Raw genomic sequence first — 24,148 nt, 5'->3', positions numbered from 1 at the left:
CAGGCGCACGCCGCGGTGCCGCTATATTATTCCAGTGTGTAGCCCATCTCGCCATCCTTGCCGTCCATCAGCTGGACGCCCAGCTTTTTGAGGTCGTCGCGGATACGGTCTGACAGTGCATAGTTACGATCTTCGCGCGCCTTCTTGCGCAGGTCGATCAATACGTGTATGATGCCTTTCAGCAGCTCGTGGTCGTGCTCCTGCTCTTCGCGCAGGCCGAGCACGTCTTCCATCATGCCGGTGTAGGTGTTCTTAAAGTGCAGGAAGCTTTCTTCCGACAGACTCTTGAGTGACAGGTTGCCCGACTTCATGTCGTTGATGCGCGAGGCCATTTCAAACAATACAGCCAGTGTCTTGGCCGTGTTGAAGTCGTCGCTCATGTTTGTGTAGCAATCTGCTACTAACTTGTCCAGGTCGCTGCTGCCCGTCACGGCGCCACCGCCCGGGTGGTTCATCTTTTTGATGATGCCCAGCGCATTGGATAATTTCTTAAAGCCTTTCTCGGCGGCGTTCAAGGCTTCGTTCGAGAAGTCCAGGGTGCTGGAGTAATGCGACTGCAGCATAAAGAACCGCACGGTCATCGGGCCGAAGCCACGTTCCAGCATCGGGTGGTCGCCCGTAAACAGCTGACGCGGCAGGAACGAGTTGCCGAGCGACTTGCTCATCTTCTGTCCGTTTACCGTCAGCATGTTGGAATGCAACCAGTAATTGGCCGGGGCTTTGCCGTGGGCGCCTACTGCCTGCGCGATCTCGCACTCGTGGTGGGGGAACTTGAGGTCCATGCCACCGCCGTGGATGTCGAACGTCTCACCCAGGTACTTCGTGCTCATGACGGTACATTCGATGTGCCAGCCGGGAAACCCTTCGCCCCACGGCGAGGGCCAGCGCATGATGTGATACGGCGACGCTTTTTTCCACAGGGCAAAGTCGATCTTGTTTCGCTTCTCGTCCTGGCTGTCGAGCTTGCGGCCGCTCTCCATGAGATCTTCAATCACGCGGCCCGACAAGATGCCGTAGTGATTGTTTTTATCGTAGGCCAATACATCAAAGTATACCGAGCCGTTTACTTCGTAAGCAAGACCCAGGTCGATCAGCTTTTGGGTGATCTGAATCTGCTCGACAATGTGTCCGGTAGCGGAAGGCTCGATGCTGGGCGGCAGGATATTAAACTGGCGCGATACTTCGTGAAAGCCTTCGGTATAGTGTTTCACCACTTCCATGGGCTCCAGTTGCTCCAGGCGGGCTTTCTTCGAGATCTTGTCTTCGCCTTCGTCGGCGTCGTTTTCCAGGTGGCCCACGTCGGTGATATTGCGTACATAACGTACTTTATAGCCGAGGTGGCGAAAATAACGGGACACCAGATCAAAGGTCAGGAAGGTGCGCACGTTGCCCAGGTGCACGTCGTTGTACACGGTGGGACCACACACATACATGCCGACGTGGCCGGGATTAACAGGAGTGAAAAGTTCTTTTTTACCTCCCAGGGAATTCGATAGGTGGACGGGGTATTTATCGTAAAGCTCCATAACTAAAAATCGGCCGAAAATACTTATTTAATATGTAGGTGCCCAATCTGGACATTTGCGGACAGTTATCCCTTACGTTTGCGGTATTATTTTGTTGGGAAGCCATTTCTATAGCAAAACGGTATACCGCCGTAAGGGGCATCCGTGCGTTCTTTCGGCAAAAAGGAACGACGTTCAGACATGTTCGCGTGCACATTCAACATGTTGTCGGCAACGTCCCTGCCAAACCATTCACACGACACGCAGAACAAACGTTTTAACATGCTTATTTCTTAATCATGGATTTTATCCCGATTTGGTTCAATAGTTTCATAGAAAACGCTTGCACAACGGTCTTCACAAACGGAATCGGAAACGTTTGTGGCAACGTTTACTAAAGTATTTTTTCGGCTTTTTAGTTACATGAGTGGCGGAATATTTACATTCGGGTTAGTATGATTTCCAAAACAAAATTCTGAATGGAGTTTTGAAACGAAATTTTCACCCTAAATCAATTAACCCAAACGTAAACCTTATGATGAAAAGATTTACCCCTTTTCTGTTTGCCTGTGCCGTGGCGTTACTGCTGGTCAGGTGCGACGACGACGAGGCATCTTCTCCTCCGAAGTCCTCCTTCACGGTGGACAAAACTTCTGGCCTGGCCAACGATACCGAGTTCACATTCGTAGTGGACCAGGTAAGTGCAAGCGACATTTCTCTCCTGCCGTACGGTACCGAACGCCCCAATTTGGGGGGTATTCGCATTACTAATTTTAAGGACGGGAAAGCGACCGTAACCTTTAAATATGAAGAAGTCGGAACGTTTGAGGCTGTCGTGGTGACCAACAATCACACCGCCGACGGAGAAAGTGTCAAATCGACATTTTCGGAGTCCAAGACTGTGACGATTACCAGCGATCGGAAAGAAATCTCTGACTTCACCTTTGAGAAGAGCACAAGCTCGGTGATCGACCAGGGTGCCCGCACCATTACCGTTGTTGTACCGTACGGCACGGATGTAACGGCGCTGAAAGCGAAGTTTTCGGTAAGCCCCTTCACGACCGTGACCGTGGGCAGCACAGCACAAACCAGCGATGGTACGGCAAACAACTTCACGAACCCGGTTGTCTATACTGTCAAATCGAACGATGGCACTTCGGTGAATTATACCGTGACGGTAAACGTCACACCGGTTGAGCAGACCTTTGAGCTTAAAGGCGCTACCGGTAAAGTTCTGGCGGGTGATCTCAAAGACAAGGTGTTTACCGGTGCGGTGGATAATGACAATCACACGATTGTACTCTATGGTCCTGCCGGGACATCTGCCACGGCGTTCGACAAGATTTCCCTGAACTATGAGATGGCAGGCAAATTTGCGTACCTCAAGTTCGATAACAAGAGGCTCAAGCAGGACACGGAGTTCGATCTGAACCCTGCTGCGGCTACAGTAGAAGCCTATTCGCAAGATTCACTGGGCGCCGGAGGTACACAGGACTATAAGGTATATGGCACGGATGCACCGAAATTAAACTTCTCATTCCCCGACCTCGTGCCCTCTGTCGCCGGTACGGTTGATGGGTTTACCACTACGCTGAAGGTACTGAAGATCGCCGGCACTGCGTTTTCTACAGACGCGTGGATCGAGGAACAGCCTGCTGGCGTCACCGCTTCGGTGAACGACCTCGAGTACCAGGATGCTAACGGCAACTGGGTACCCTTCTCGCCGGGTGACGAAGTAGACTACACCAAGAACGTAAACTTCAGGCTGCCTGTAACAGATAGCCGCCTGGACGGTGGTGTCACGTACTGGGCTATGTACAAAGTCAGTGTTCTTTACCTCCAATAACCCAAACCTGAGCGAACGATGAAAAATCTATATACATTATGGTTGCGCGTTACCCTGGTAATTGGGTTGATGACCGCCGCCAGCGCACTCTACGCGCAGAAGTCGGTGTCCGGAACGGTCCTGGACGAGGCCGGCTCCCCGATACCCGGGGTGAGCATTCTTGAAAAAGGTACGACCAACGGTACCACCACGGATACCGAGGGCAAGTATAATTTGACAGTGCGCGGGGAAAATCCGGTGCTGACATTTTCTTTTATCGGTTATCGAACACAAGAAGTGTCGGTGGATAACCGCACATCGATAGCCATCTCCATGGACCCGGATGTGGCCTCCCTCGAGGAAGTCGTGGTCACAGGGTATACCACGGAACGGAAGCAGGACATCGTCGCGGCGGTTTCGACACTGTCGAATAAAAATACGACGGCGATTCCGATCCCGAACGTTGAGCAAGCCATCCAGGGGCGCGTTGCCGGTGTGCAAGTAATCACCTCGGGTCAGCCCGGTGCTACGAGCCAGGTGCGTATCCGCGGGTATGGTTCGTTTACGAACAACACGCCGCTGTATATCGTGGACGGTGTTCCCACCTTCAACGTCGACAACCTGAATCCGAATGACATCGAGTCTACTACAGTACTGAAAGATGCAGGTGCGGCTTCTATTTATGGTGCGCGTGCTGCGTCGGGTGTCATTGTATATACTACGAAGCATGGTAAGCCTGACGGCACCATCAAAGTAACCTACGACATGAGCGTTGGTATGAACTTCCCGGGCGAGGGCATCGAGCTGCTGAATCCACAGCAAACTGCCAATAAGACATGGGAAGCTTTCCGCAATGCCGGCCAGGAGGCCAAGCACCCGCAATATGGTGATGGCGCTACCCCCGTGCTGCCGGATTACATCAACGTAGGTGTGCAAGACGACAAAGGTAACTGGTCTGTGGCCGCGGGTGTGAGCGAAGGCGATCCGCGTATCCAAAATGCCCGTGACAACTATAACGTAGACTTCGACAAAGGTTCTATCGTACAAGTGGTCCGTGCGAACAAAGGCGGCACTGACTGGTATGATGAAATGACGCGTGTGGCGCCCGTTACACGGCACTCGTTGGGACTGTCGGGCGGCAACGAACGCAGCCACTACTATATGGGTCTTGGCTACTACAACCAACAAGGTATTGCCATCAACCAGTACCTGAAGCGTTATACAGCTCGTTTTAACTCAGAGTTCAAGCCGGCGTCTATCGTACGCATCGGCGAGAACCTGCAAGTGACCTACCGCGATAACCCGCAGATCGGTGATCCGCAAAGCGAGAACCAGCTGAACATGGCGTATCGTATGAACCCGATCATTCCAGTATACGATGAGTATGGTGGATGGGCCGGCACGGCTGCACCTGGTTTGAATAACCCGGCTAACCCGGTGGCCAGCTTGAAGCGCCTGAGCAAAGATTACAACCAGCAAACCGCCTGGGGCCTGTTCGGCAATGCTTATGCCGAAGTGGATGTCCTGAAGAACTTGACAGTACGTACATCGTTTGGTGGTTCGCTTGCCAGCGGCTATGCCATGCAGTTTGGTTACCGCACGTATGAGAACTCTGAAAACAATGGTGCTTACTCCATCAACGAAGCCGGCTTCTACGGTGCCAACTGGATCTGGACAAATACGATCAATTATAGCCTGAAACTGAGCGACCACAGCTTTAAAGCCCTCGTAGGGTATGAAGCCATTAAGGATCCGGCCCGTGGTCGGTTCATCAATGGTGTAGGTCTGAACCCGTTCAGCATCGACCCGAATTACATCAGCATTTCCAACTCGTCGTCTACTGGCCGTCAGGTAAACAGCGGTCCGCAAGGCACGTCACGCACACTGGTGTCTGAGTTCGGTAAACTGGACTACAACTTCCAAGAGAAATACTATGCCAGCTTCACGCTGCGTCACGACGGTTCGTCGGCCTTCGGTAGCGAAAAGCGCTTCGGCTACTTTCCGTCCATTACCGGTGCATGGCGTATTTCGCAAGAGAACTTTATGCAGGGGATCACAATTGTCGACGACTTGAAACTGCGCGGTGGCTGGGGTATCATGGGGAACCAGAACATCAACCCGACCAACCAGTATACATTGTACGGCGGCAACCCGTCGGTGGGATATGACATCAACGGTGCGAACAGCTCGGTATCGCCGGGTATCGTGCCCTTGCAGATCGGTAACCCTTCCGGTAAGTGGGAGAAAAACATTACCACCAACGTGGGTATCGATGCAACCTTCATGAAAGGTACTCTCGAGGTCGTGTTGGACGTATGGCGCAAGAAAACAGAAGACCTGTTGTATAACCCGGCCTTCGCTGCGACCGGCGGCGTGTTCTCGCAATATCCCTTTGTGAACGTGGGTAGTATCGACAACCGTGGTGTGGATCTGCAGATCATCAAACGCCACCGCGTAAGCCAGGACCTGGACTTCGTGGTAGAAGGCAACATCGGCTTTATCCACAACGAGATCAAAACCATTGCCGACGGTCTCGACTTCTTTGATAACGGCACGTACCGTAACCTGACCTTCGTGCGCAACGCGGTAGGACAGAGCTTGTCGTCTTTCTATGGGTATAAAACGGTAGGATTTTTCCAGTCTGCTGAAGACGTGGCAGCCTCACCGAAACAGGATGGCGCCGCCCCGGGTCGCTTCAAGTTTGCGGACGTCAACGGTGATAACCGCATCGATCCCAACGACCGGGTATATATGGGTACGCCGATTCCTAAATTCACCTACGGTCTGAACCTCATGGCAAACTACAAGGCCTTCACGATCGAAGCGTTCTTCTATGGTAAGGCGGGGAATGACATCGTAAACTTCTCGAAGTGGTTTACCGATTTCTATCCTTCCTTCTCGGGTGCTGCCATTGGTGCCCGCACCATGGATTCGTGGACACCGGAGAACAGGGGTGCCGAAACGCCGATTTTCGAAAACGTATCGAACTTCAGCACCAACACCCAGGCCAACTCCTGGTATGTGGAAAGCGGTGCGTACATGCGTATGAAGAACCTGCAGGTGACCTACAACGTGCCGCTGCCATTACTCGATCGCGCGGGCATCAAACAACTGAAGGTTTACTTACAGGCCGTGAACCTGTTTACCATCACCAAGTATCAGGGCAAAGATCCTGAGATCGCTTCCAGCGTTGATACCACCCTGGGGATCGACGTCGGTAACTACCCGGCTACACGGATCTATTCTCTCGGTGTTAACCTTGGGTTTTAATTGACAGACGACTTTAACAGAAATTCCATATGAATAAGAATATAATCATCAAGACGATTGCCTGGATGTTTCCGGTTGCGCTCATGGTTGCCTATTCGTGCGAGGATAGCTTCCTGGAGCAGCCGCAAAAAGGTGCGTTGGGCGATGAACTGGTCATCACCAAGAAGGGTGCCGAGCAAAGCCTGATCGGTGCCTATGCTGCCCTGAAGGGCAATCAGGGTAACTACAACGGTTCCAACACCGGCTGGGTGTTCGGCAGTATCGTCGGTGGCGACGCCCACAAGGGGTCTGATGCCGGTGACCAGTCGGACATCAACTCGATTGCAAACTTTACGGCGACGTCGACCAACAGCTACTTCAATGCGAAGTGGATCACGAACTACGACGGTATCAACCGCGCGAACTCGACGATCAAGATCCTCGACAAACTGGAGCCGAGCGATATTTCGGACGCTGACAAAACCACGCTGCGTGCCGAGGCCCGCTTCCTGCGTGGCTTCTTTCACTTCGAGGTAAAGAAGATGTGGAACATGGTGCCGTATGTAGACGAGAAGATCGACTACCTGCTGGGTAACTTCAAAGTGCCTAACGACCGCGACATCTGGGCCGACATCGAAGCGGACTTTAAGTTCGGCTACGATAACCTGGCCGGCAGCGGCATGGCCGCAGGCCGCGCGAACAAATGGGCTGCCGGTGCTTTTCTGGCGAAGGCCTATATCTTCCAACGTAAGTTTGCCGAAGCGAAGACGGTACTGGATGCCATCATTGCCGAAGGTACGACACCCGGCGGCGCCCGCTACGGCCTGATGGATCGGTTCCACGATAACTTCGAAATGAAGAATGACAACAACAAGGAATCTGTATTCGCCTACCAGGCGTCCATCAACGACGGATCCGGTGGTAACAATGCGAACTTCGACGAGATTCTGAACTGGCCCTACAACAACGGCCCGGGTGGCTGCTGCGGTTTCTTCCAGCCTTCGTTCGAACTGGCTAACTCGTATCGTACGGACGGTACCGGCTTGCCGCTGCTCGACCGCTCATACAACAGCTCCGGCGAGCAATTGAGAGACGACATGGGCATTGCGGTAGACGACCCCGGGTTTACACCGGATGCCGGCAACCTCGATCCCCGCATTGACTGGACAATCGGTCGTCGCGGTATACCCTACCTCGACTGGGGTACACACCCCGGGTCTTCGTGGGTACGTCTGCAATCCAACGGTGGGCCGTATTCGCCTAAGAAACATGCTTATGCCAAAGCTGACGAGTCGTCTGTTACCGACGGCAGCTCGTGGACGAAAGGTCTGACCGGTATCAACGTGCAATTCATCCGTTATGCTCAGGTACTATTGTGGGCCGCCGAAGCTGAAGCCGAGCTGGTAAAAGCCGGTACTGGCGGTAGCCTGGAGAAAGCACGGGAGTATGTAAATATGGTCCGCGCCAGAGCCGCCAACCCGGCGGGATTTGTGAAGGCCAGCGTACAGGACGGGAAGAGCGACTGGGACGCCTACCTGGATGCCACGGTAGCCTCGCAGCCTGCTGCGAAATATGTTGTTGCCGAATATCCTTCGTTCCCTGATGCCACGTACGCGCTTCGCGCTATTCACTTTGAGCACAAGCTTGAATTCGGGATGGAAGGCCACCGCTTCTTTGACCTGGTACGCTGGGACGAGACGACCAGCGCCGGCGGTAACCCGGTAAACTTGCAAGCCTACCTGGACTATGAAGGTACACGTCTGGGCATCTACAAAGGCGTTACATTCGTCCGTGGCAAGCACGACTACTATCCGCTGCCGCAAAACCAGATCGATCTCGAGCAGACGGGTGGCGTTTCGGCACTGAATCAGAACCCGGGATATTAAGAACGCGATAATATTTTTAAGAAAGGCAAGACCAGTCTATATTGGTCTTGCCTTTTTATTAGCCTGACCCTGTATCTCCATGTACAAAGCATCTTTATTTCCGTTCGCACTGTTGGTCGTCCTGACATGCTCGTGCGACAAACCTTCCACGACGCTTTTCCGGCGGCTGTCTGCCGACAAGACCGGTATAGATTTCGAGAATACTATACAAGAAAGCGATTCCTTCAATATCCTTACACAAGAGTATATCTACAATGGCGGCGGAGTAGGAGTAGCCGACTTTAACAACGACGGGCTGCAAGACATTTTTTTCGCGGGCAATGCCGTGCCCAACCGATTGTACCTGAATCGGGGCAATCTTGCGTTTGAAGATGTGACGGCCACGGCGAATGTAACGATACCCGGCCGGTGGAACTCGGGTGTGGCGATAGCCGACGTCAATCAGGATGGCAAGATGGATATCTACGTTTGTGCGACCATGAAGCCCGACTCGGCCGACCGTAAGAACATGTTGTTTATCAACAAGGGACTGAACGAACAAGGCCTGCCGGTCTTTGCCGACGAAGCGGAAGCATACGGTGTTACCGACGGAGGTTACAGCGTAACCGCTGCTTTTCTGGATTACGATCGCGACAGTGATCTCGACCTGTTTGTCCTGATCAACCAGCGCATGGATCATCTGCCCACAAACTACCGGCCCAAAATTGCCGATGGCACGGCACTCAACAACGACCGTCTCTATCGCAACAATGGCAACGGCACCTTTACGGACGTATCCGTCACCGCGGGGATCACCCTGGAAGGCTTTGGCCTGGGCCTCTCGGTTGCCGATCTAAACCTCGATGGTTGGCCGGATCTCTATATTTCAAACGACTACTTGTCGAACGATGTATTGTACATGAACCAGCGCGACGGCACCTTCCGTAACAAAATTGCCGAATACGTAGGCCATCAGAGTCAATTCTCGATGGGCAACGATGCCGGTGACATCAACAATGACGGCCGGCCCGACATCATTACGGTCGACATGCTGCCCGAAAACAACGATCGTAAAAAGACCACCATCAGCAATAAATCGTACCTCAACTATATCCACAACGAAAAGTATGGCTACGAGTACCAGTATGTGCGTAACATGCTGCACCTGAACAACGGGTTTGAGAAAGGTATCAAGTTCAGCGAGATCGGTCAGATGGCTGGGGTGTACCAGACGGAGTGGAGCTGGTCACCCTTGTTCGCCGACATCGATAACGACGGGTATAAAGACCTGCTCGTCACCAACGGTTTCCCCAAAGACGTAACCGACAAGGATTTTTCAAATTACCGTAACGACGTGGGGAAAGTGGCCAGCGCTGCACAGCTCATTGACTCGATTCCAGTAGTACGTATACCGAACTACGCCTTTCGCAATAATGGTGATTTGACTTTTACGGATGCCACCAAAGCATGGGGCCTTGACGTGCCGTCGTTTTCCAACGGTGCCGCGTATGCGGACTTCGACAACGATGGTGACCTGGATTATGTCGTCAGCGATATCAATGAAGCTGCCTTGTTTTTTGAAAATACATTATATACTCCGGACAGTGATGCACCGCCCGCGAGCAACTTTCTGCGGGTACGTTTCCCGCAAGGCGTGATGGCGGTGGGTGCCAAGGTGTGGTTGCGCGACGGCAATCGCACGCAGTACCAGGAGTATTATCCTTCGCGTGGGTTCTTGTCTACGGTGGAGCCGACGCTACACTTTGGCCTGGGCGCTTCCCGCCAGGCTGATACGGTGTGGATTGCATGGCCCGACGGCACGTTGCAACAGTTGGTCCAGGTGCCGGCAAACCAGGTGCTGGATGTTACCGCCCAAGCGAACGCCCCGACAGCGCCCCGGCCGGCCTGGATGGACCGCGTAGCCGCGCCGTTACTGGCCGCCGCGCCGGACAAGGTTGCGTACCGGCACGAGGAGGAAGACAAGATTGACTTTAACCTGCAGCGCACCTTGCCCCATAAGTTCTCACAGGCAGGCCCCGCGTTGTGTAGTGGCGACATAAACGGCGATGGCCTCGACGATGTGGTCATCGGCGCCTCGGCCAACCAGGAACCGGCCGTATTTATTCAAAAGAAAGACGGCACCTTTCAACGGGTACCCCAGGCGCTCCGCTCCAACGACAAACAACGCGAAATGGCCGGAATGCTGCTGTTCGACGCTGACCTTGACGGCGACCTCGACTTGTACGTATCCGCGGGAAGTGTCGAAAATGCTGCGGCCGAACGGTATCGCCACAGTGTATACATCAATAATGGCAAAGGGCAGTTTACCGAGGACGCCGATAGGCTTCCCGTGATACAAGCCAGCAGCTCGTGCGTACGGGCGGCGGACTATGACGCCGACGGCGATCTCGACCTGTTTGTCGGCGGGCGCGTGATTCCCGGCAGCTATCCGTTATCACCCGACAGCTACCTGTTGCAGAACCAGGGCGGCCGGTTTACCGATGTGACGGAATCAGTGGCCCCTGCGTTGCGCCGGGTGGGCATGGTCACGGATGCGCTCTGGTCGGATATCGACAACGATGGCCGTGTAGACCTGGTGGTGGCCGGCGAGTTTATGCCGATCACCTTTTTCCGGAACCAATCGGGCATGTTGCAACGCATCGAACAGACGGGGGTTGAAACATCGGTAGGGTGGTGGAACAGCCTGGTAGCGGGCGACTTTGATGAGGATGGCGACACCGATTATCTGGCCGGCAACCTGGGCGAGAACAATGGCTTTCAGGTAACGAAAGAGTATCCGCTGCGCCTTACGGCCAAGGATGTCGATGGCAATGGCAGCATTGACCCGGTGCTGGCGTGCTATATGAAAACGTCTATGACAGACGATACCAAACGCCTGTTTCCCGTGCATTTCTGGGATGAGATCAACTCGCAGAGCCCGAAGTTCCGGAACAAGTATGCGCGCTATAAACAGTACAGCAAGGTCACCATGCAGAATTTGCTTTCACCCGAAGAGTTGAAAGACGTTGTCGTGCTGGAGGCAAACCAGCTGCGCTCGGCGTATATCGAAAATGGGGGCGGGGGGCGGTTTACCCTACATGCGTTGCCCATGGCGGTGCAGGTAGCCCCTGTCAACGGCATGGTGACAACCGACGTCAATCGCGATGGCCACCAGGATGTGCTGCTTGTCGGCAATGATTATGGCAATGAGGTGTTTGCCGGCCGGTATGATGCCTTTACCGGGCTGGTGCTGCTGGGCGATGGAAAAGGGGCCTTTCGCGTAGTGCCGTCCGAACAAAGTGGCTTCTATGTACCCGGCGATGCCAAGGCATTGGTGCGGGTACCGATGCCGAAAGGTGAGCTGTTTCTGGCATCACAAAACCGAGACAGCCTGAAAGTGTTTCAGGTACCTGTACAGGGCGAAACCCGGCATATTACGCCGGGGCCACTGGACTGCAGGCTGGAGGTGGTATATACCGACGGCCGCAAGCAACGGGTGGAATTGTTCTATGGGGCGGGCTATCTGTCGCAGTCGTCGCGACAGATCACACTGTCCGGTAATGTACGCGAGGCCACACTGTATACCTTCGGTGGGGTAGGGCATAAGGCCCTGTGATGGTGAAAAAACTGTAAAGTGGCCACATTTCTGTCATGTTCATTGACTTATTTGCGGTAATGGATATCTTTCACAAAAATTCACTGTTCTAACCTTTCCACAATTATCTATGGATTCATCAAAGATTGACATGTACCTGATGACGAACGCCAAGTTCTTCGATGGTAACAAGATTCCCCTGATCCGCGAGCGCCTCCTGGCGTTGGACGAAAGCCGTTTTGCTCAATTGCACGCTATAAATCTGAAAGACCCCACTACTATCCTGATTGTCTCTATTCTGGCCGGTAGCCTTGGTATCGATCGTTTTATGATCGGTGACACAGGTCTTGGCATTGCAAAGCTCCTGACCTGCGGTGGCCTGGGCATCTGGACCATTGTTGACTGGTTCATGATCCAGGCACGCACGCGCGAAATAAATTTCGAGCGTCTGCTGCAAGTGGTATAAACCATCTTTAACAGAATCCGATCGTATGGCACTGAGTAACCGTAGTGTTTATGGCTTGATCGTATTCTTGACTGGGGCCGGGTATGCCTGGTTGGGGTATCATCTCTTCGGAGGCGATGACCACGCCCACGTTACGCTGTGTGTGTTCAAACACATGACAGGCGTACCGTGTCCTTCGTGTGGCATTACCCGGTCCCTTCTTTCCCTCCTGCATGGCAATATCCAGGAAGCGTTGTGGATCAATCCCCTCGGCCTTGTGGCCGCCATTCTGTTGATAGTGCTGCCGGCCTGGGCGTTGTATGACGGCGTACAGCGCAAGCGTACGTTACCCGGGGCCTACCATTGGGCGGAGCTCCAACTGCAGCAACAGAAGTTATTGTACATACCCCTCATTGCCCTTGTCCTCGTGAACTGGGGCTGGAACATCCTTAAAGATCTTTAACCATGGCACAAGTATCGGAATTTGCATACCGGCCCGATGACTACGAAAGTGAAAAAGCATCGAACAGCTACCTCATGTCTGTCGTGGCGGTAATCGCCGGGTTGCCACTGCCCATTATCAACCTACTGGCTACACTATTCTTTTATTTTGGCAACCGCAAGGGCACGTTTTTCGTGCGCTGGCATTGCACGCAAGCGCTGCTCTCACAAGCCACGGTGCTGTGCATGAACAGTGCCGGCTTTGCCTGGACCATGTCTATTATTTTCGGCGATGTCACGTTAACCAATCCCTACATTGCTTACATGATCACCGTGGTATTGTTTAACATCAGCGAGTTTATCGCTACCGTATATGCCGCCATTGTTACCCGCAAGGGACAACACGTGTCATTTTGGTTCTTTGGTCCGTTAACCGCTCTCATCTGTAAAGACTGATATCATGGAAAAAGTACTGATCCAGTTTGCTGTACTGGTCATCTCCTTCTTCGGCCTGTGGTTTCTCCTCAGCCGTATTGAGTTTATCAACCGCGACCGGGTAGATAAGTTCGCGGCGGAAAGCGAACAAAAGCTCGGCGAAATCATTCTCGAAAGTATCACCCTGACCAGCGAAGAGGTCCACAACAAAAAGCTTCAGGCGGTGCTGGATTCCATCAAGACGCGCCTGTGCGAGGGCAAACACTTAGACTGCAGCAAGATCAAGGTGCACCTGGTGCGCAACAGCGAAGTCAACGCCTTTGCGTTGCCGGACGATCACCTGGTGGTCTTCACCGGTTTGCTGGAGTATGCAGAAAAGCCGGAGGAAGTAGCGGGTGTTATGGCCCACGAGATTGGCCACATCGAAAAGAACCACGTTATGAAAAAACTCACCAAAGATATCGGCCTCTCCATGCTTTTCGCTATCGCCGGAGGTGAAGCCGGTGGTGAGATTGCCCGCGAAACTGCCAGGATGCTCTCGTCCACGGCCTTTGATCGTGATAAAGAACGCGAAGCAGATGCCTTCGCGGTAGAAACGCTGGCAGCGGCCAACATCGATCCCCAGCATCTCAGCAACTTCTTCTTCCGCCTTGCGCGCAAGCACGATATGCCCGAAGAGCTGGTCTGGATCAGCACGCACCCCGACACCGACGAACGTGCAGGCGAGATCATCAAGTTGAAGAAAAACTATACTCTGGAGCCTGAACCTATTCTCGGTACCGACTGGAAGGAGATTCAACGCCTGGTATCCAGCTATGAGGAAGATGAAAACGAGGATGATCTGCGTGGCTATGACTCCGAAGCGGACTCCGTAGTAGATATGACCGAAGAAGTCGGCGCGGATACGACTGTGGTACAATAATCAGAATTTTCGCGAAGGTCTTCGCCCGGTGGGGGCACTCATCGGCGGAAGATCGAACAACGTACTTTGCTGGGGAATAAACGCCGGCTCCCGTACGTTTGTGCCACAATGTTTGTTTAGCTCTGCGATGAAGTATTTGATCAGCTCGGGCGAATGAAGCTCGTCGTGCTGGTGCATGAAGAAGTATATCTTCTGAATGCCGTGGCCCATCCACTGTTTGATGCGCTGTACCCATGCGTCGATGCGCGTATAGTCTGTGGGGTGCAGGCCGTTGCCTACAAACCGGATAAAAGCCTCTGGCGTCGTCAGCCGCATGTGCACACAATCGCGTCGTCCCGAGGCATCGGAAATAACGGAGCCGTAATGATTGTGCGTTAACATTTCAAAGACGGACTTGAACGCCTGCGGGTCGCTGAACCAACCCGTGTTTCTGAATTCTACAAAGACGTCGAGGTCGCGCGGGAGCGCTTTTAAAAATGCTTCGAGGGTATCCTGCGTCTGCGGTCCCATGCTGGGGTGCGGCATCAGGAAGATAGGGCCCAGGTTGTTTTGAAACCCTGCTATACCTTCCAGGAAGCGATCGGTTAGCTCCTGTACATCTTTTAGTCGTTTCCCATGGGTGATGTCTTCCGTGAACTTGGGGCAGAACTTAAAATCAGGTCCTACCTTCTCGCGCCAGCTATTGGTTTGGCTTACTGTCGGCATCCGATAAAACGTGGCGTTCATTTCAATGCAGTTGAAATGGCGTGCGTAGTGTTCCAGAAAGTCCGACTCCCGCGTGCCGGGTGGGTAGACCTTACCGACCCAGTCTTTGCGTCCCCACTTGGCACACCCGACAAAGATTTCCGGCCTGGCGTGGTTCGTTGCCTGCAGTATAGCCGTGGTCCCGGCAGGGTCTGCCGGGAGTGTGAAGTCAATTGCGTCGAGTGTGTTCGGATCTACCTTTCCAAATTCCATGATGTGTATAAAACGTGCTACTGGTAAAAGTAGCACATTCGGAATACTAATCGACCCGCGTCAGGTTCATTTCCATAAAGGGGAACCAGGTGGCGCCGTCGGCCGAGAACTCGCCCGTTTCGTGCCACGTTTTTTTAACCGGGTCGATCGTGATGGCATACCGGGTCTTGCCGCGGTTGGGAATATCAAAGCCCCATTGAAAGGCATTGTCGCCGGTCGGCTTCACCCAGGCGTCGGTGCCGCGACCATCCTTCAGGTATGTTTTGAATTTATACTCCTGGGTGTTCAGGTCATACGACAATACACCAAAAGCATGGTGTACGACGGTCTCTTGTTTGGTAGTAGGATTGACGGCTTTGCCAACACCTTCCACAACAATGATGGCGCCTTCGAGCTTCATTTCCACATGCTCGTCCACGTGCGCGGTACGGGCCGGGCCATTGTCCATCTTCATCGAGCTTTCGCCTTGCCAGCGGCCGATCCAGGCAGCAAAAGGTTTGAGCTTGCCGGTATTGGCGGCGTCTTGTGCGGGCAGTGTGCGGCTGAAGAGCATGTGCAGGGCCAGCATCAGGAGGAGGATCAACGTGTTTTTCATGAGGGGTTATGGTTTAAGTATTGTTTGAGGTCGTTTACATATTGTTCAAAGGCTGCTATACCTTTCGGTGTAATGCGACAGGTCGTTAAGGGCTTTTTGCCACGAAAGGTTTTTTCGAGGACTATATATTCTGCCTCGGCCAGCTTGTCGAGCTGTACACTGAGGTTGCCGGCTGTGCTGCTGGTCTTTTCTTTCAGGAAAGTAAACTCTGCCGACTCCAGGCTCATGAGCAGTGACATCACGGCCAGGCGCAACTGCGCGTGTAAAAGCGGGTCGAGTTCCTTAAACATTCTTCAGTTTATTGCGCAGCAGATACCCGGGCACGAGATAACCCGATACAATGGCGACAAGGCCCACGATGTGTTGCCACGAGGCCGGCAGCAGGAAGCTGGCAATGCCACACAGCCAGAAACAAACGCCGCCCCAGATCAACGGCTTGAAACGCAAGATCACGCCGGAGACACTTGTCGGCAGTGCACACACCAATAGAATGACGGCATTAAGCTGAAAATTGATCTTATACCCAAAGGCGACCAGTGTAAAAATGCAGATGCCAAAGCTGGTCCAGAGCGCCCAGGTGATATGGTCTAAATGCGACACGGAGCGGGCGGTGCGACCTTGTTGCCGCGACTTGTAAACGGTGATGATCCAGGCCGGAATGGTGAGCAGCCAGACCAGGTACGGCCGACGATAGTCCATCATGAGAAGCACATACGCACTGGCGTGGGATAGGGCTACTACCCAGCCCCAAAGTAAAAAGTAGTAACTGCTTTGTTGCACATTGCGCTGGGCCTGACGGATCATGCTCGTGATCAGGTCGAGGCTCTCCTGGGGGGTCATGGGTTGAGCGGTAGGTTCCATTGTGTTTGAATATGACTCAAACATAAAGTAGTTTATTTTATAAACCAAAATTATTTATCAGAAAGGGCCAAAAAACGCTAATTTGGGGCATGTTTACAGGAATCATTGAAGCCGCCGGTCGCGTGGAGGCGGTGCAGCAGGAGGGGAGCAACCGCCGTTTTACCATTCATAGTGCGCTAAGCCGGGAATTAAAGATTGACCAGAGTGTTTCGCACAACGGCGTATGCCTGACGGTTGTCGAAACCGGCCCGGACGGGTACCAGGTAGTAGCCATCGATGAAACTTTGCAAAAATCCAACCTGGGGGCTTTGAAGCCGGGCGGCGTCGTGAACCTGGAACGCTGCATGTTGAGCAACGGGCGGTTTGACGGGCACGTTGTACAGGGCCATGTTGACCAGACAGGGATCGTCACACGCATTACCGAAAAGGATGGCAGTTGGTTATTCGACTTTGAGTACGATCCCGGTGTGGGCAATGTAACGGTTGAGAAGGGGTCTATCGCCGTGAATGGCGTGAGCCTTACCTGTTTTAACAGCCGCGACAATGGCTTTACCGTAGCGATCATTCCGTATACCTACGAGCACACCAATTTCCATCAGTTAAAGACGGGCGATACGGTGAACCTCGAGTTCGACATTATCGGCAAGTATGTGAAGCGGTTGTTAGGCAAGTAGTGCCCTCAGACTGCCGAGGTGGGGCGCCGGCCGTGAATGGCTTTCCTGAGGCCTCTGGACGTCCCGCTGCCGGCATATGCAGCCAGCATGCCGATCAGCGCGCCTACGATGACATCGCCGGGATAATGCACGCCGAGATAGATCCGGGTATAGGCGACGATCGCTGCCCAGGGCAATAACACCCACGTCCACTTCCAGACCCGGCGATACTGCAGGATAAAGAACATGGCCAGGCCAAACGTGTTGCCGGCGTGGCTGGAGGCAAAACCATACTGTCCACCACGGTAGCCATCAACAATGTGTACGAGTCCGTCGAGGGAGGGCTCGTGTGAAGGGCGAAACCGGCCGACGATGGGTTTTAACAGGCTGCTGCAAACCTGGTCGGCCAGCAGGATGGTGATGATAATGCCGACCACGGGAACCCAGCTTTCGCGGCCGTGTCGCCGTATAATAAATACCAGCAAACATAGGTATAGCGGCACCCACGTCAGGCGATGTGACAATACCGTCATGACTGGGTCCAGCCAGGGTGTATGCTGGCCGTTGAGGTATAAAAAGAATGCTTTATCCCATTCGACGAGTTGCTCCATGGGGGTAAATGTAAAAAAGCCAGGGCTTTATACCATGGCTTTTTGTGTTAATGGGCGTTGATATATTGCTTTTTGCCCTGGCACGTCCCGGTTGATGTGTATGCGGCCTTCTAAAGCCGGAAGAAGGCTGCGGTCGTACCGTTTGTACGCGGCGCCGAAGTTTTCGGGAGTAGTAGGTACAATATAAAAATAAAAAAGCCACAGTGTTGGTCCGTGGCTTTTATACTGTTGGTAGTCGTGTCTTTTACTTGCCGGCTGGTTGGCGTCCGGCGCCGCCGGCCCAGAGGAGGTATTTCTTGTATGCACGGTGGCTGATGGCCCCCGGTTCGTCCCAGCCTTCCAGGCCGTAGGCTGACGCACGGATATAGGCCAGCCAGCTTTCGTATCCCTCCATGTCGCTAAAGTCTACTGCGGTAACAGTCGAACGGTTTAAGATATAGTTGTGCGACATAAAGCCCGAAACGGCAAAGGGAATTTCCGGCAGTTTGATGTCTTGCTCACCGGGCGCCGCCCAGATGGTCCAACCTTGTGTATCGCTCGATAAAGTGAGTACATAGGTGTCGACGCCTTCGCCGGCGACTGAGCCGGTGAAGTAGGCTCCGTCAGCGGTCAGGTCGGCGTTGCATTCGAGCTTGTCCAGGGTCGGCAATCCGCGCTGGTTGTTATAATAATATTCGCCCTCACCGGTTTCGTAGAAATAGGTGTGGAAATATTCCGGGAAGGCGTTGCCGGGATAGTTAAACTTCAATTCGTGGTTGGCGCAATAGGCGAGACTGATCGGATGCATTTCGCGGGGACGCGCCGGGTTGCCGATGCCGTAAATCCGTACAACGCCGGTGGCAAAGTCGGATTGTACGGTTTGTTCGATGGTCGGTTGCACGACGGCCGCCAGGTTGACGCCTACGCTCGTACCACCGGTTACGTTGGGGTATACGGCGTAGTGCGTGGGATAGGCGACGCCGGTCTCCGGGCGTATAGCCTGGCGGGTGATCAGGAGCTTACTGCTTGCGCTGTACAGGTCCACGGCGAGGGCGCTTTCACTTGAAAATTCACGTTCAGCGTGGGCTACGGAAAGTCCATACGTCGTGCCCGGAGCGCTATTCGTAAAGTTGAACGTTACCTTGCCGGTGTAGTGATTGAGATAGTCCTGAAAGTTGTGGTCGCTGACACCGGTGGTGACCCACGTGCCGCGGTTCACGCGGGTGAAGGTCCGGGCATTGGCGTATCCGCTCAGGTAGGTTACTTCGGTGATGGAGAACTCGCTTCCGTCAAAGTCGGGCGCTCTTAGCTCGATCGCTTCGCCGGCCGTCTCATATTCGCGGACGGTGATGATCCTGCCGTCGTTGTCGGAAAGAAAGATAAAACCCCGACGGTTCGGGTTGACCGTGAAATAGTCATCGGGAACGTGTGTCGCGACCAGTATGTTTTGCACGATCACGGTCATCGATACTTCATGCTCATTGCCGGCTTTGTCTAGTGCGCGGACGGTGATGTCGTGTGCGCCTTCTGCGAGAGGCTGGGTGTCTACATCTGCTTCGAAGGTTGCTTCGGTGCGGGTGGTGAGCAGGGTGTTATCTACTTTGATTTCGACCTTATCCACGGCCTGGTTGTCGGAAGCGGATACGTTGAGGGTAACGACATTCCAGACGACTTCGCCGTCGGTGATGCCTGTCAGGTTTACCGTAGGCGCTTCGGTATCTTCTGCGGGATCGTCATCATCATCCGAACGGTTTTCGGTGTTTTCGGGGGCGGTATCGTCGTCGCTGCAGGAAACGGTCGCGGCGGCGATAAACAGGGTCAGGGCTACAGAACACATCCGTAGCGGAAAGAAATTACGGCTAAGCATGGTATGGTTGGAATAAGATTAAAGTGTTTGTTGCTAATACGAAATATTGGCTATAAAGTTATTGGTTTATCTTCTACTGTTGGCGTTTTTGAGTGCCAGATCCTCATTCTCTTGTTCCAGCCAGGCCGTGGCTTCCTGAAATGTGCGGAAATGCCGGCTAATGATGTTCAGTGTCAGCAGCTGTTCAGCGATGCGGCGTATATATTGCTGGACGTGTTCGTCTTCGGCGTCGTGCTGGATCGTGGCAATGCGCCGCAGGCCGTTGCGCGTGGCTTCGGGCAGAATGCTGTCGAGCATCCATTGTAGCTCATTGTCTTCAATATGACCCTGCCGCGAGATATCAGCAATATAGTTGGGCGAGTTATAGGTCTTGACGAAATCGAGGCACTTGCGATACGCATGGCGATACTGTTCGCCGGTAACGGGTCCGGACCAAATAACGCCTGTCGCATTCAAACGGGCATCAAAGAAAATCTCGGCATAGGACTCTTTGTACAGGATCTGGCGCTCGACGTCGTCGGGCTTGCGCAGGTATACTTTGAACGTCGTGAACCGATTCAATTCGCTTTCCACGTCTACGGTGCCGCCCAGCGCTTCCGCTTGCAGCTTTACCAGGTACAGGCCAAGGCCTTTGCCTTCGGTGTGAAAGTGGAAGCGTTTGTAAAGTTTAAAGATGTTGTCTTTGTGTTGCTTCAGGTCCATGCCCATACCGTTGTCGCGGACTTCCAGTACGGTATAGCGATCGCTTTCACGGGCGCTGACCTCGATGACCGGCGGCCGCTCTGGCGAGCGGTATTTAATAGCATTGCTCAACAGGTTATATAAAATACTATGCACCATCGGCTTTACGGAGTAAATATGGGGGCATGCCGTAAAGTTTGTACGGATCTCGATGTTATGCTGGTGAACATCCTTTTGCAATAGCTGTACCGTGTCGTGTACTTCGTTCTGTAAAATTATCTTCTGGCGGATCTTGAAGATGTCGTGACGAATGTCGATGATCTTCGTGAGGTCCTTTATAATGGTGTCCAGATTTTCGGCGGCAATGCGAATGTGCTGCATCACCTCGGCATCTTCGGGTTGGAATTTCTCGGGTGCCACCAGGTCTACCAGCCCCAGCAGACTGGCGACCGGGCCGCGCAGGTTGTGTGACACTGTATAGGAGAACTGCCGCAGCTCATTGTTATGTTTGATCAGCTCGCTGTTCGTGTCGGTTAGATCTTTATTTTTGGCCAGGAGCTCTGTCGAAAGCAATTGGTTTTTGGAGAATAGCCGTTCTTTTTGCTCCTGGATGATATCGTACGCGTTGACGAGATCTTTTTGATTGTTCTGCAACACGTCGCTCTGGGCCTGTAGCTCGGCGCTTTGGGCTTCGATCTCGGCATTCTTTTCGGTCAGCAATTCGTTGGCCTGGTGCAGCTCTTCGATCAGGTCCAGACTGCGCTGCTCGTTTTTCTCGGAGACCCATTTCAGAAAAGCCAGCGCGCTGATGAGGATGCAATACGAGATGAAGATTACAATGTTGGTAAAGTAATACATCTCGATGGCCATATAGGGCTTGTTGTAGCCTACACCAAAAGCAGAGTGTAGCGGATCAAACAACATCAGAATGCTGAGGCCGGCCATGGCACAGCCGATGAGATATTTTTTCTCACGGATGGAAAAGAATATCCACGGAAAGGAGCAGGTGCCCAGGACGATAAACCGGAACGTAAAATAATCGAGCTCCTCCTGGTTGGCGTAATAAATTTGTTTGGAGTAAATAGACAACGCTGTGATGAGACTGGGAATCAGCAGGCAGATCCATACACGGCTGCTGTGCGTGTGGCCCAGTGCGTTTAATAATATGCTGACGCAGGCCAACAAACCTACACAGGGAATGGCGATCGTAACAAAGTTCCAGTCAAACCAGATGTAGTAGAATACAAATAGTATCAGGCTCAAACCCAGCAGGCTCAGGCTAATGGCGTTGGAAAGAATAACCCCGCGCTTGTCCGCAGCCGTGCCGACAAATTTTTGCCCTACGTATAATACGGGATGGATGAGACTCATGCGGCGTGGGGCCTGGTGGGGTTAGAGACCAAATCTAAGAATAAATGTAGATAAGTGCGTGCGGGGTTTTTCACGGTATTTAAGAAGATTGATTTTTAGGTAAATCCCGTTTTGAACCCGCGGGGTAAACCGTATCTTGTGTACAAATCATTGTCTTTTTTGGTTTTTTATGGAAAAATATGACCTGGTTGTTATCGGGGCAGGACCTTCTGGCTATGCGGCGGCTATGCGTGCATTGGATTTTAAGAAGAAAGTACTGCTGATCGAGAAAAACAACGTCGGCGGTGCGGGTGTTACCAACGGTGCCCTATCGTCTAAAACCTGGTGGGAGCTTTCCCGCGAAACGGCCTCTTTCCGCAAGAACCTGCGGCGGTTTAATCTCGAGGCCCCCAGCATCAACTATAAGGAGACACAAGCGGAGGTCGTGCGCGCCGTGGGTGAACGCATGGGTATGCTGGAAGAGCACTTACACCTGATACAAGACTCACACTATGCAGGGCTGCTCTCGTTTAAGAAAGGCGTTGCGCGTCTGTTGAGTCAAAACGAGGTGGAGATTAGTCACGCCCTGTTTGGTCACGAGGTGGTTTGGACAGACAACATCATCCTGGCGACGGGTAGCCGTCCGCGTTACCTGCCCGAATTGCCGATCGACGAGAAGTATGTCATGACCAGCGAAGGCGTGGAGGCGATGGATGACTTTCCGGAGAGCATGGTGATTGTCGGTGCGGGTGTTATTGGTTGCGAGTATGCTACCATCTTCTCTGGTTTCGGTCAGACCAAAGTACACCTGATTGACAAAGGCGATCGTATTCTGCCGTTTGAAGACGAAGACGTCGTGCGCGTGATCGAGCGCAACATGGAAAACAGCGGCGTATTGATACACCGTAATTCGCGGCTGATACGCATGGAAGTGAAACACGAACGTGTCGAATACGAGCTGGAATATGACGATGGCAGCAAAGCGGTGTTCAACGTCGCGAAGGCATTGGTCGCGGTAGGGCGGGTGCCCAACTACGAAGACCTGTGGGAGGACAGTGTCAATATCACCATCTCAAAACGTGGCATTGAAGACAACGATACACAAACCAATATTTCCAATATCTATGCCGTGGGCGACATTACGGCCGACATCTCGTTGGTGAACGTGGGCGAGCTGGAAGGACGGTACGCTGTTGAGAAAATCTTTGGCAGTCCTGACCGCAAGCTGTTGTATGAAAATATCAGTACGATCATGTTCCTCAATCCCGAGGTGGCCGGTGTGGGACTAAATGAAACACAAGCACGCGAACGTGATATCGACTACAGAGTAGCGACGCTGGACTATAGCTGTATTCCGCGTGCTATTGCCAAGCGCAATACACAAGGCTTTATCAAACTGTTGGTAACGAATGACGAGCACATGAAGATACTCGGCATGAAAGTGATCGGCAATCAGGCCTCCAGCGCTATTCAGGCCGTGGCGTTGCTGATCTCTATGGATAAAGGCATTGAAGAGCTGGCAGAATGTGTACACCCGCACCCGTCCATTACAGAGGGTATACAGGAATGTGTGCGCATGCTGCTGGGCAAGTCGCTGTTCAAACCCGATGCGCTCAAAGGCCGGCTTTCATGCCGCACGTATTCCGCCGGCGAGTATGCTGACATCCGGTTCTGAGCCGGTATCGTTTTACTTTTGATGTCTTTTTTTCAGTATGTCCAATACGTCGTCCAGCGTATAGCCTTTTGCCGCGAGCAGTACCAGGTAATGGTATAGCAGGTCGGAAGCTTCGCCGAGGAATAAGTCTTTGTTATTGTCCTTGGCTTCGATGATGAGCTCGACGGCTTCTTCACCCACCTTTTGCGCTACTTTGTTAATGCCGAGATCGAGCAGACTGTTGGTATAGGAGCCTTTGCGTGGGTTGGCCTTGCGGTCGTGTATGATGGCTTCGAGCGTATGCACGTCGAAGGGATGATCGTTAGTCTCCTGAAAGCACGTGTCGGCGCCCGTGTGGCAGGTAGGACCTTTGGGAGAGGCTTTGATCAATACCGTGTCCTGATCGCAGTCGACGAGGATTTCGTCGAGCTCTAGAAAATTGCCCGATGTTTCGCCTTTGGTCCAGAGCCGTTGTTTGCTGCGGCTGAAGAAGGTCACGCGTTTGTCGCGCACGGTTTTGTCGTAGGCCTCCTGGTTCATGAAGCCAAGCATGAGCACGCGCCGGGTGCGGGTATCCTGTACGATGCACGGCACGAGGCCGTCGAGCTTGGTAAAGTTTATAGTAGGTTGTGTTGCCATGGTGTTGTAACGATCATGA

19 protein-coding genes are annotated in these 24,148 nt (G+C 53.0%); 10 read left to right on the top strand and 9 right to left on the bottom strand.

Annotated features, from left to right (window positions below; translation table 11 throughout):
- Positions 1 to 26: 26 nt before the first annotated feature.
- A complete protein-coding gene (gene cysS, locus K7P01_RS00900; RefSeq protein ID WP_267288869.1) occupies positions 27 to 1,526 on the bottom strand; it encodes a cysteine--tRNA ligase in 1,500 nt (499 codons plus the stop codon).
- Between the two features lie 514 nt (positions 1,527 to 2,040).
- Here cysS and K7P01_RS00895 point away from each other — a divergent pair.
- The 8 genes from K7P01_RS00895 (at position 2,041) to K7P01_RS00860 (ending at position 14,282) form a co-directional block, all read left to right on the top strand.
- Positions 2,041 to 3,351: a DUF5018 domain-containing protein gene (locus K7P01_RS00895; protein WP_267288867.1), complete on the top strand. Its 1,311-nt coding sequence runs from the start codon at positions 2,041 to 2,043 to the stop codon at positions 3,349 to 3,351.
- An 18-nt stretch (positions 3,352 to 3,369) separates the two neighbouring features.
- A complete protein-coding gene (locus K7P01_RS00890; RefSeq protein WP_267288865.1) occupies positions 3,370 to 6,600 on the top strand; it encodes a SusC/RagA family TonB-linked outer membrane protein in 3,231 nt (1,076 codons plus the stop codon).
- Positions 6,601 to 6,629: 29 nt separating this feature from the next.
- On the top strand, positions 6,630 to 8,465 hold the full coding sequence (locus K7P01_RS00885; RefSeq protein ID WP_267288863.1) for a RagB/SusD family nutrient uptake outer membrane protein: 1,836 nt from the start codon (positions 6,630 to 6,632) through the stop codon (positions 8,463 to 8,465).
- Between the two features lie 79 nt (positions 8,466 to 8,544).
- Complete coding sequence (locus tag K7P01_RS00880; RefSeq protein ID WP_267288861.1) at positions 8,545 to 12,060, top strand: FG-GAP-like repeat-containing protein; 3,516 nt, start codon at positions 8,545 to 8,547, stop codon at positions 12,058 to 12,060.
- A gap of 109 nt (positions 12,061 to 12,169) precedes the next feature.
- On the top strand, positions 12,170 to 12,505 hold the full coding sequence (locus tag K7P01_RS00875) for a TM2 domain-containing protein (RefSeq protein ID WP_267288859.1): 336 nt from the start codon (positions 12,170 to 12,172) through the stop codon (positions 12,503 to 12,505).
- A 25-nt stretch (positions 12,506 to 12,530) separates the two neighbouring features.
- Positions 12,531 to 12,947, top strand: coding sequence for a DUF2752 domain-containing protein (locus K7P01_RS00870; protein ID WP_267288857.1), 417 nt, complete (start codon positions 12,531 to 12,533; stop codon positions 12,945 to 12,947).
- Positions 12,948 to 12,949: 2 nt separating this feature from the next.
- Positions 12,950 to 13,381, top strand: a complete 432-nt coding sequence (locus K7P01_RS00865; protein WP_267288855.1) for a hypothetical protein — start codon at positions 12,950 to 12,952, stop codon at positions 13,379 to 13,381.
- Positions 13,382 to 13,385: 4 nt separating this feature from the next.
- Positions 13,386 to 14,282, top strand: a complete 897-nt coding sequence (locus K7P01_RS00860) for a M48 family metallopeptidase (protein WP_267288853.1) — start codon at positions 13,386 to 13,388, stop codon at positions 14,280 to 14,282.
- Here K7P01_RS00860 and K7P01_RS00855 read toward each other — a convergent pair whose 3' ends face one another.
- Genes K7P01_RS00855 through K7P01_RS00840 form a run of 4 tightly spaced genes read right to left on the bottom strand, consistent with a single transcriptional unit; the run spans position 14,283 to position 16,695 of the window.
- Complete coding sequence (locus K7P01_RS00855; RefSeq protein ID WP_267288851.1) at positions 14,283 to 15,239, bottom strand: DUF72 domain-containing protein; 957 nt, start codon at positions 15,237 to 15,239, stop codon at positions 14,283 to 14,285. It abuts the gene before it with no gap.
- Between the two features lie 46 nt (positions 15,240 to 15,285).
- Positions 15,286 to 15,834, bottom strand: coding sequence for a DUF1579 domain-containing protein (locus K7P01_RS00850; protein WP_267288849.1), 549 nt, complete (start codon positions 15,832 to 15,834; stop codon positions 15,286 to 15,288).
- Positions 15,831 to 16,124 carry a winged helix-turn-helix domain-containing protein gene (locus tag K7P01_RS00845; protein WP_267288847.1) on the bottom strand — a complete coding sequence of 98 codons (294 nt, stop codon included), beginning with the start codon at positions 16,122 to 16,124 and terminating at the stop codon, positions 15,831 to 15,833. The genes K7P01_RS00850 and K7P01_RS00845 overlap by 4 nt, the downstream gene beginning before the upstream one ends.
- A complete protein-coding gene (locus K7P01_RS00840) occupies positions 16,117 to 16,695 on the bottom strand; it encodes a hypothetical protein (protein ID WP_267288845.1) in 579 nt (192 codons plus the stop codon). Before K7P01_RS00840 ends, K7P01_RS00845 begins: the two co-directional genes overlap by 8 nt.
- Before the next feature lie 89 nt (positions 16,696 to 16,784).
- Between K7P01_RS00840 and K7P01_RS00835 the strand changes: the two genes are divergently transcribed.
- A complete protein-coding gene (locus K7P01_RS00835; protein WP_267288843.1) occupies positions 16,785 to 17,369 on the top strand; it encodes a riboflavin synthase in 585 nt (194 codons plus the stop codon).
- Between the two features lie 5 nt (positions 17,370 to 17,374).
- Here K7P01_RS00835 and K7P01_RS00830 read toward each other — a convergent pair whose 3' ends face one another.
- From K7P01_RS00830 to K7P01_RS00820, 3 genes are all read right to left on the bottom strand, one after another.
- Entirely contained in the window at positions 17,375 to 17,959 is a 585-nt protein-coding gene (locus tag K7P01_RS00830) for a phosphatase PAP2 family protein (protein WP_267288841.1), read from the bottom strand.
- A 244-nt stretch (positions 17,960 to 18,203) separates the two neighbouring features.
- A complete protein-coding gene (locus tag K7P01_RS00825) occupies positions 18,204 to 19,805 on the bottom strand; it encodes an Ig-like domain-containing protein (protein ID WP_267288839.1) in 1,602 nt (533 codons plus the stop codon).
- 66 nt (positions 19,806 to 19,871) lie between these two features.
- Complete coding sequence (locus K7P01_RS00820) at positions 19,872 to 21,857, bottom strand: sensor histidine kinase (protein ID WP_267288837.1); 1,986 nt, start codon at positions 21,855 to 21,857, stop codon at positions 19,872 to 19,874.
- Positions 21,858 to 22,026: 169 nt separating this feature from the next.
- Here K7P01_RS00820 and K7P01_RS00815 point away from each other — a divergent pair, with 169 nt between their 5' ends.
- Complete coding sequence (locus tag K7P01_RS00815) at positions 22,027 to 23,511, top strand: dihydrolipoyl dehydrogenase family protein (protein ID WP_267288836.1); 1,485 nt, start codon at positions 22,027 to 22,029, stop codon at positions 23,509 to 23,511.
- A gap of 12 nt (positions 23,512 to 23,523) precedes the next feature.
- Here K7P01_RS00815 and hisIE read toward each other — a convergent pair whose 3' ends face one another.
- Positions 23,524 to 24,129: a bifunctional phosphoribosyl-AMP cyclohydrolase/phosphoribosyl-ATP diphosphatase HisIE gene (gene hisIE, locus K7P01_RS00810; protein WP_267288834.1), complete on the bottom strand. Its 606-nt coding sequence runs from the start codon at positions 24,127 to 24,129 to the stop codon at positions 23,524 to 23,526.
- Between the last annotated feature and the right edge of the window lie 19 nt (positions 24,130 to 24,148).

The organism is Parachryseolinea silvisoli (assembly GCF_021190955.1).
Taxonomy (GTDB): domain Bacteria; phylum Bacteroidota; class Bacteroidia; order Cytophagales; family Cyclobacteriaceae; genus Ohtaekwangia; species Ohtaekwangia silvisoli.
This window is presented reverse-complemented; position numbering and strand designations above follow the sequence as displayed.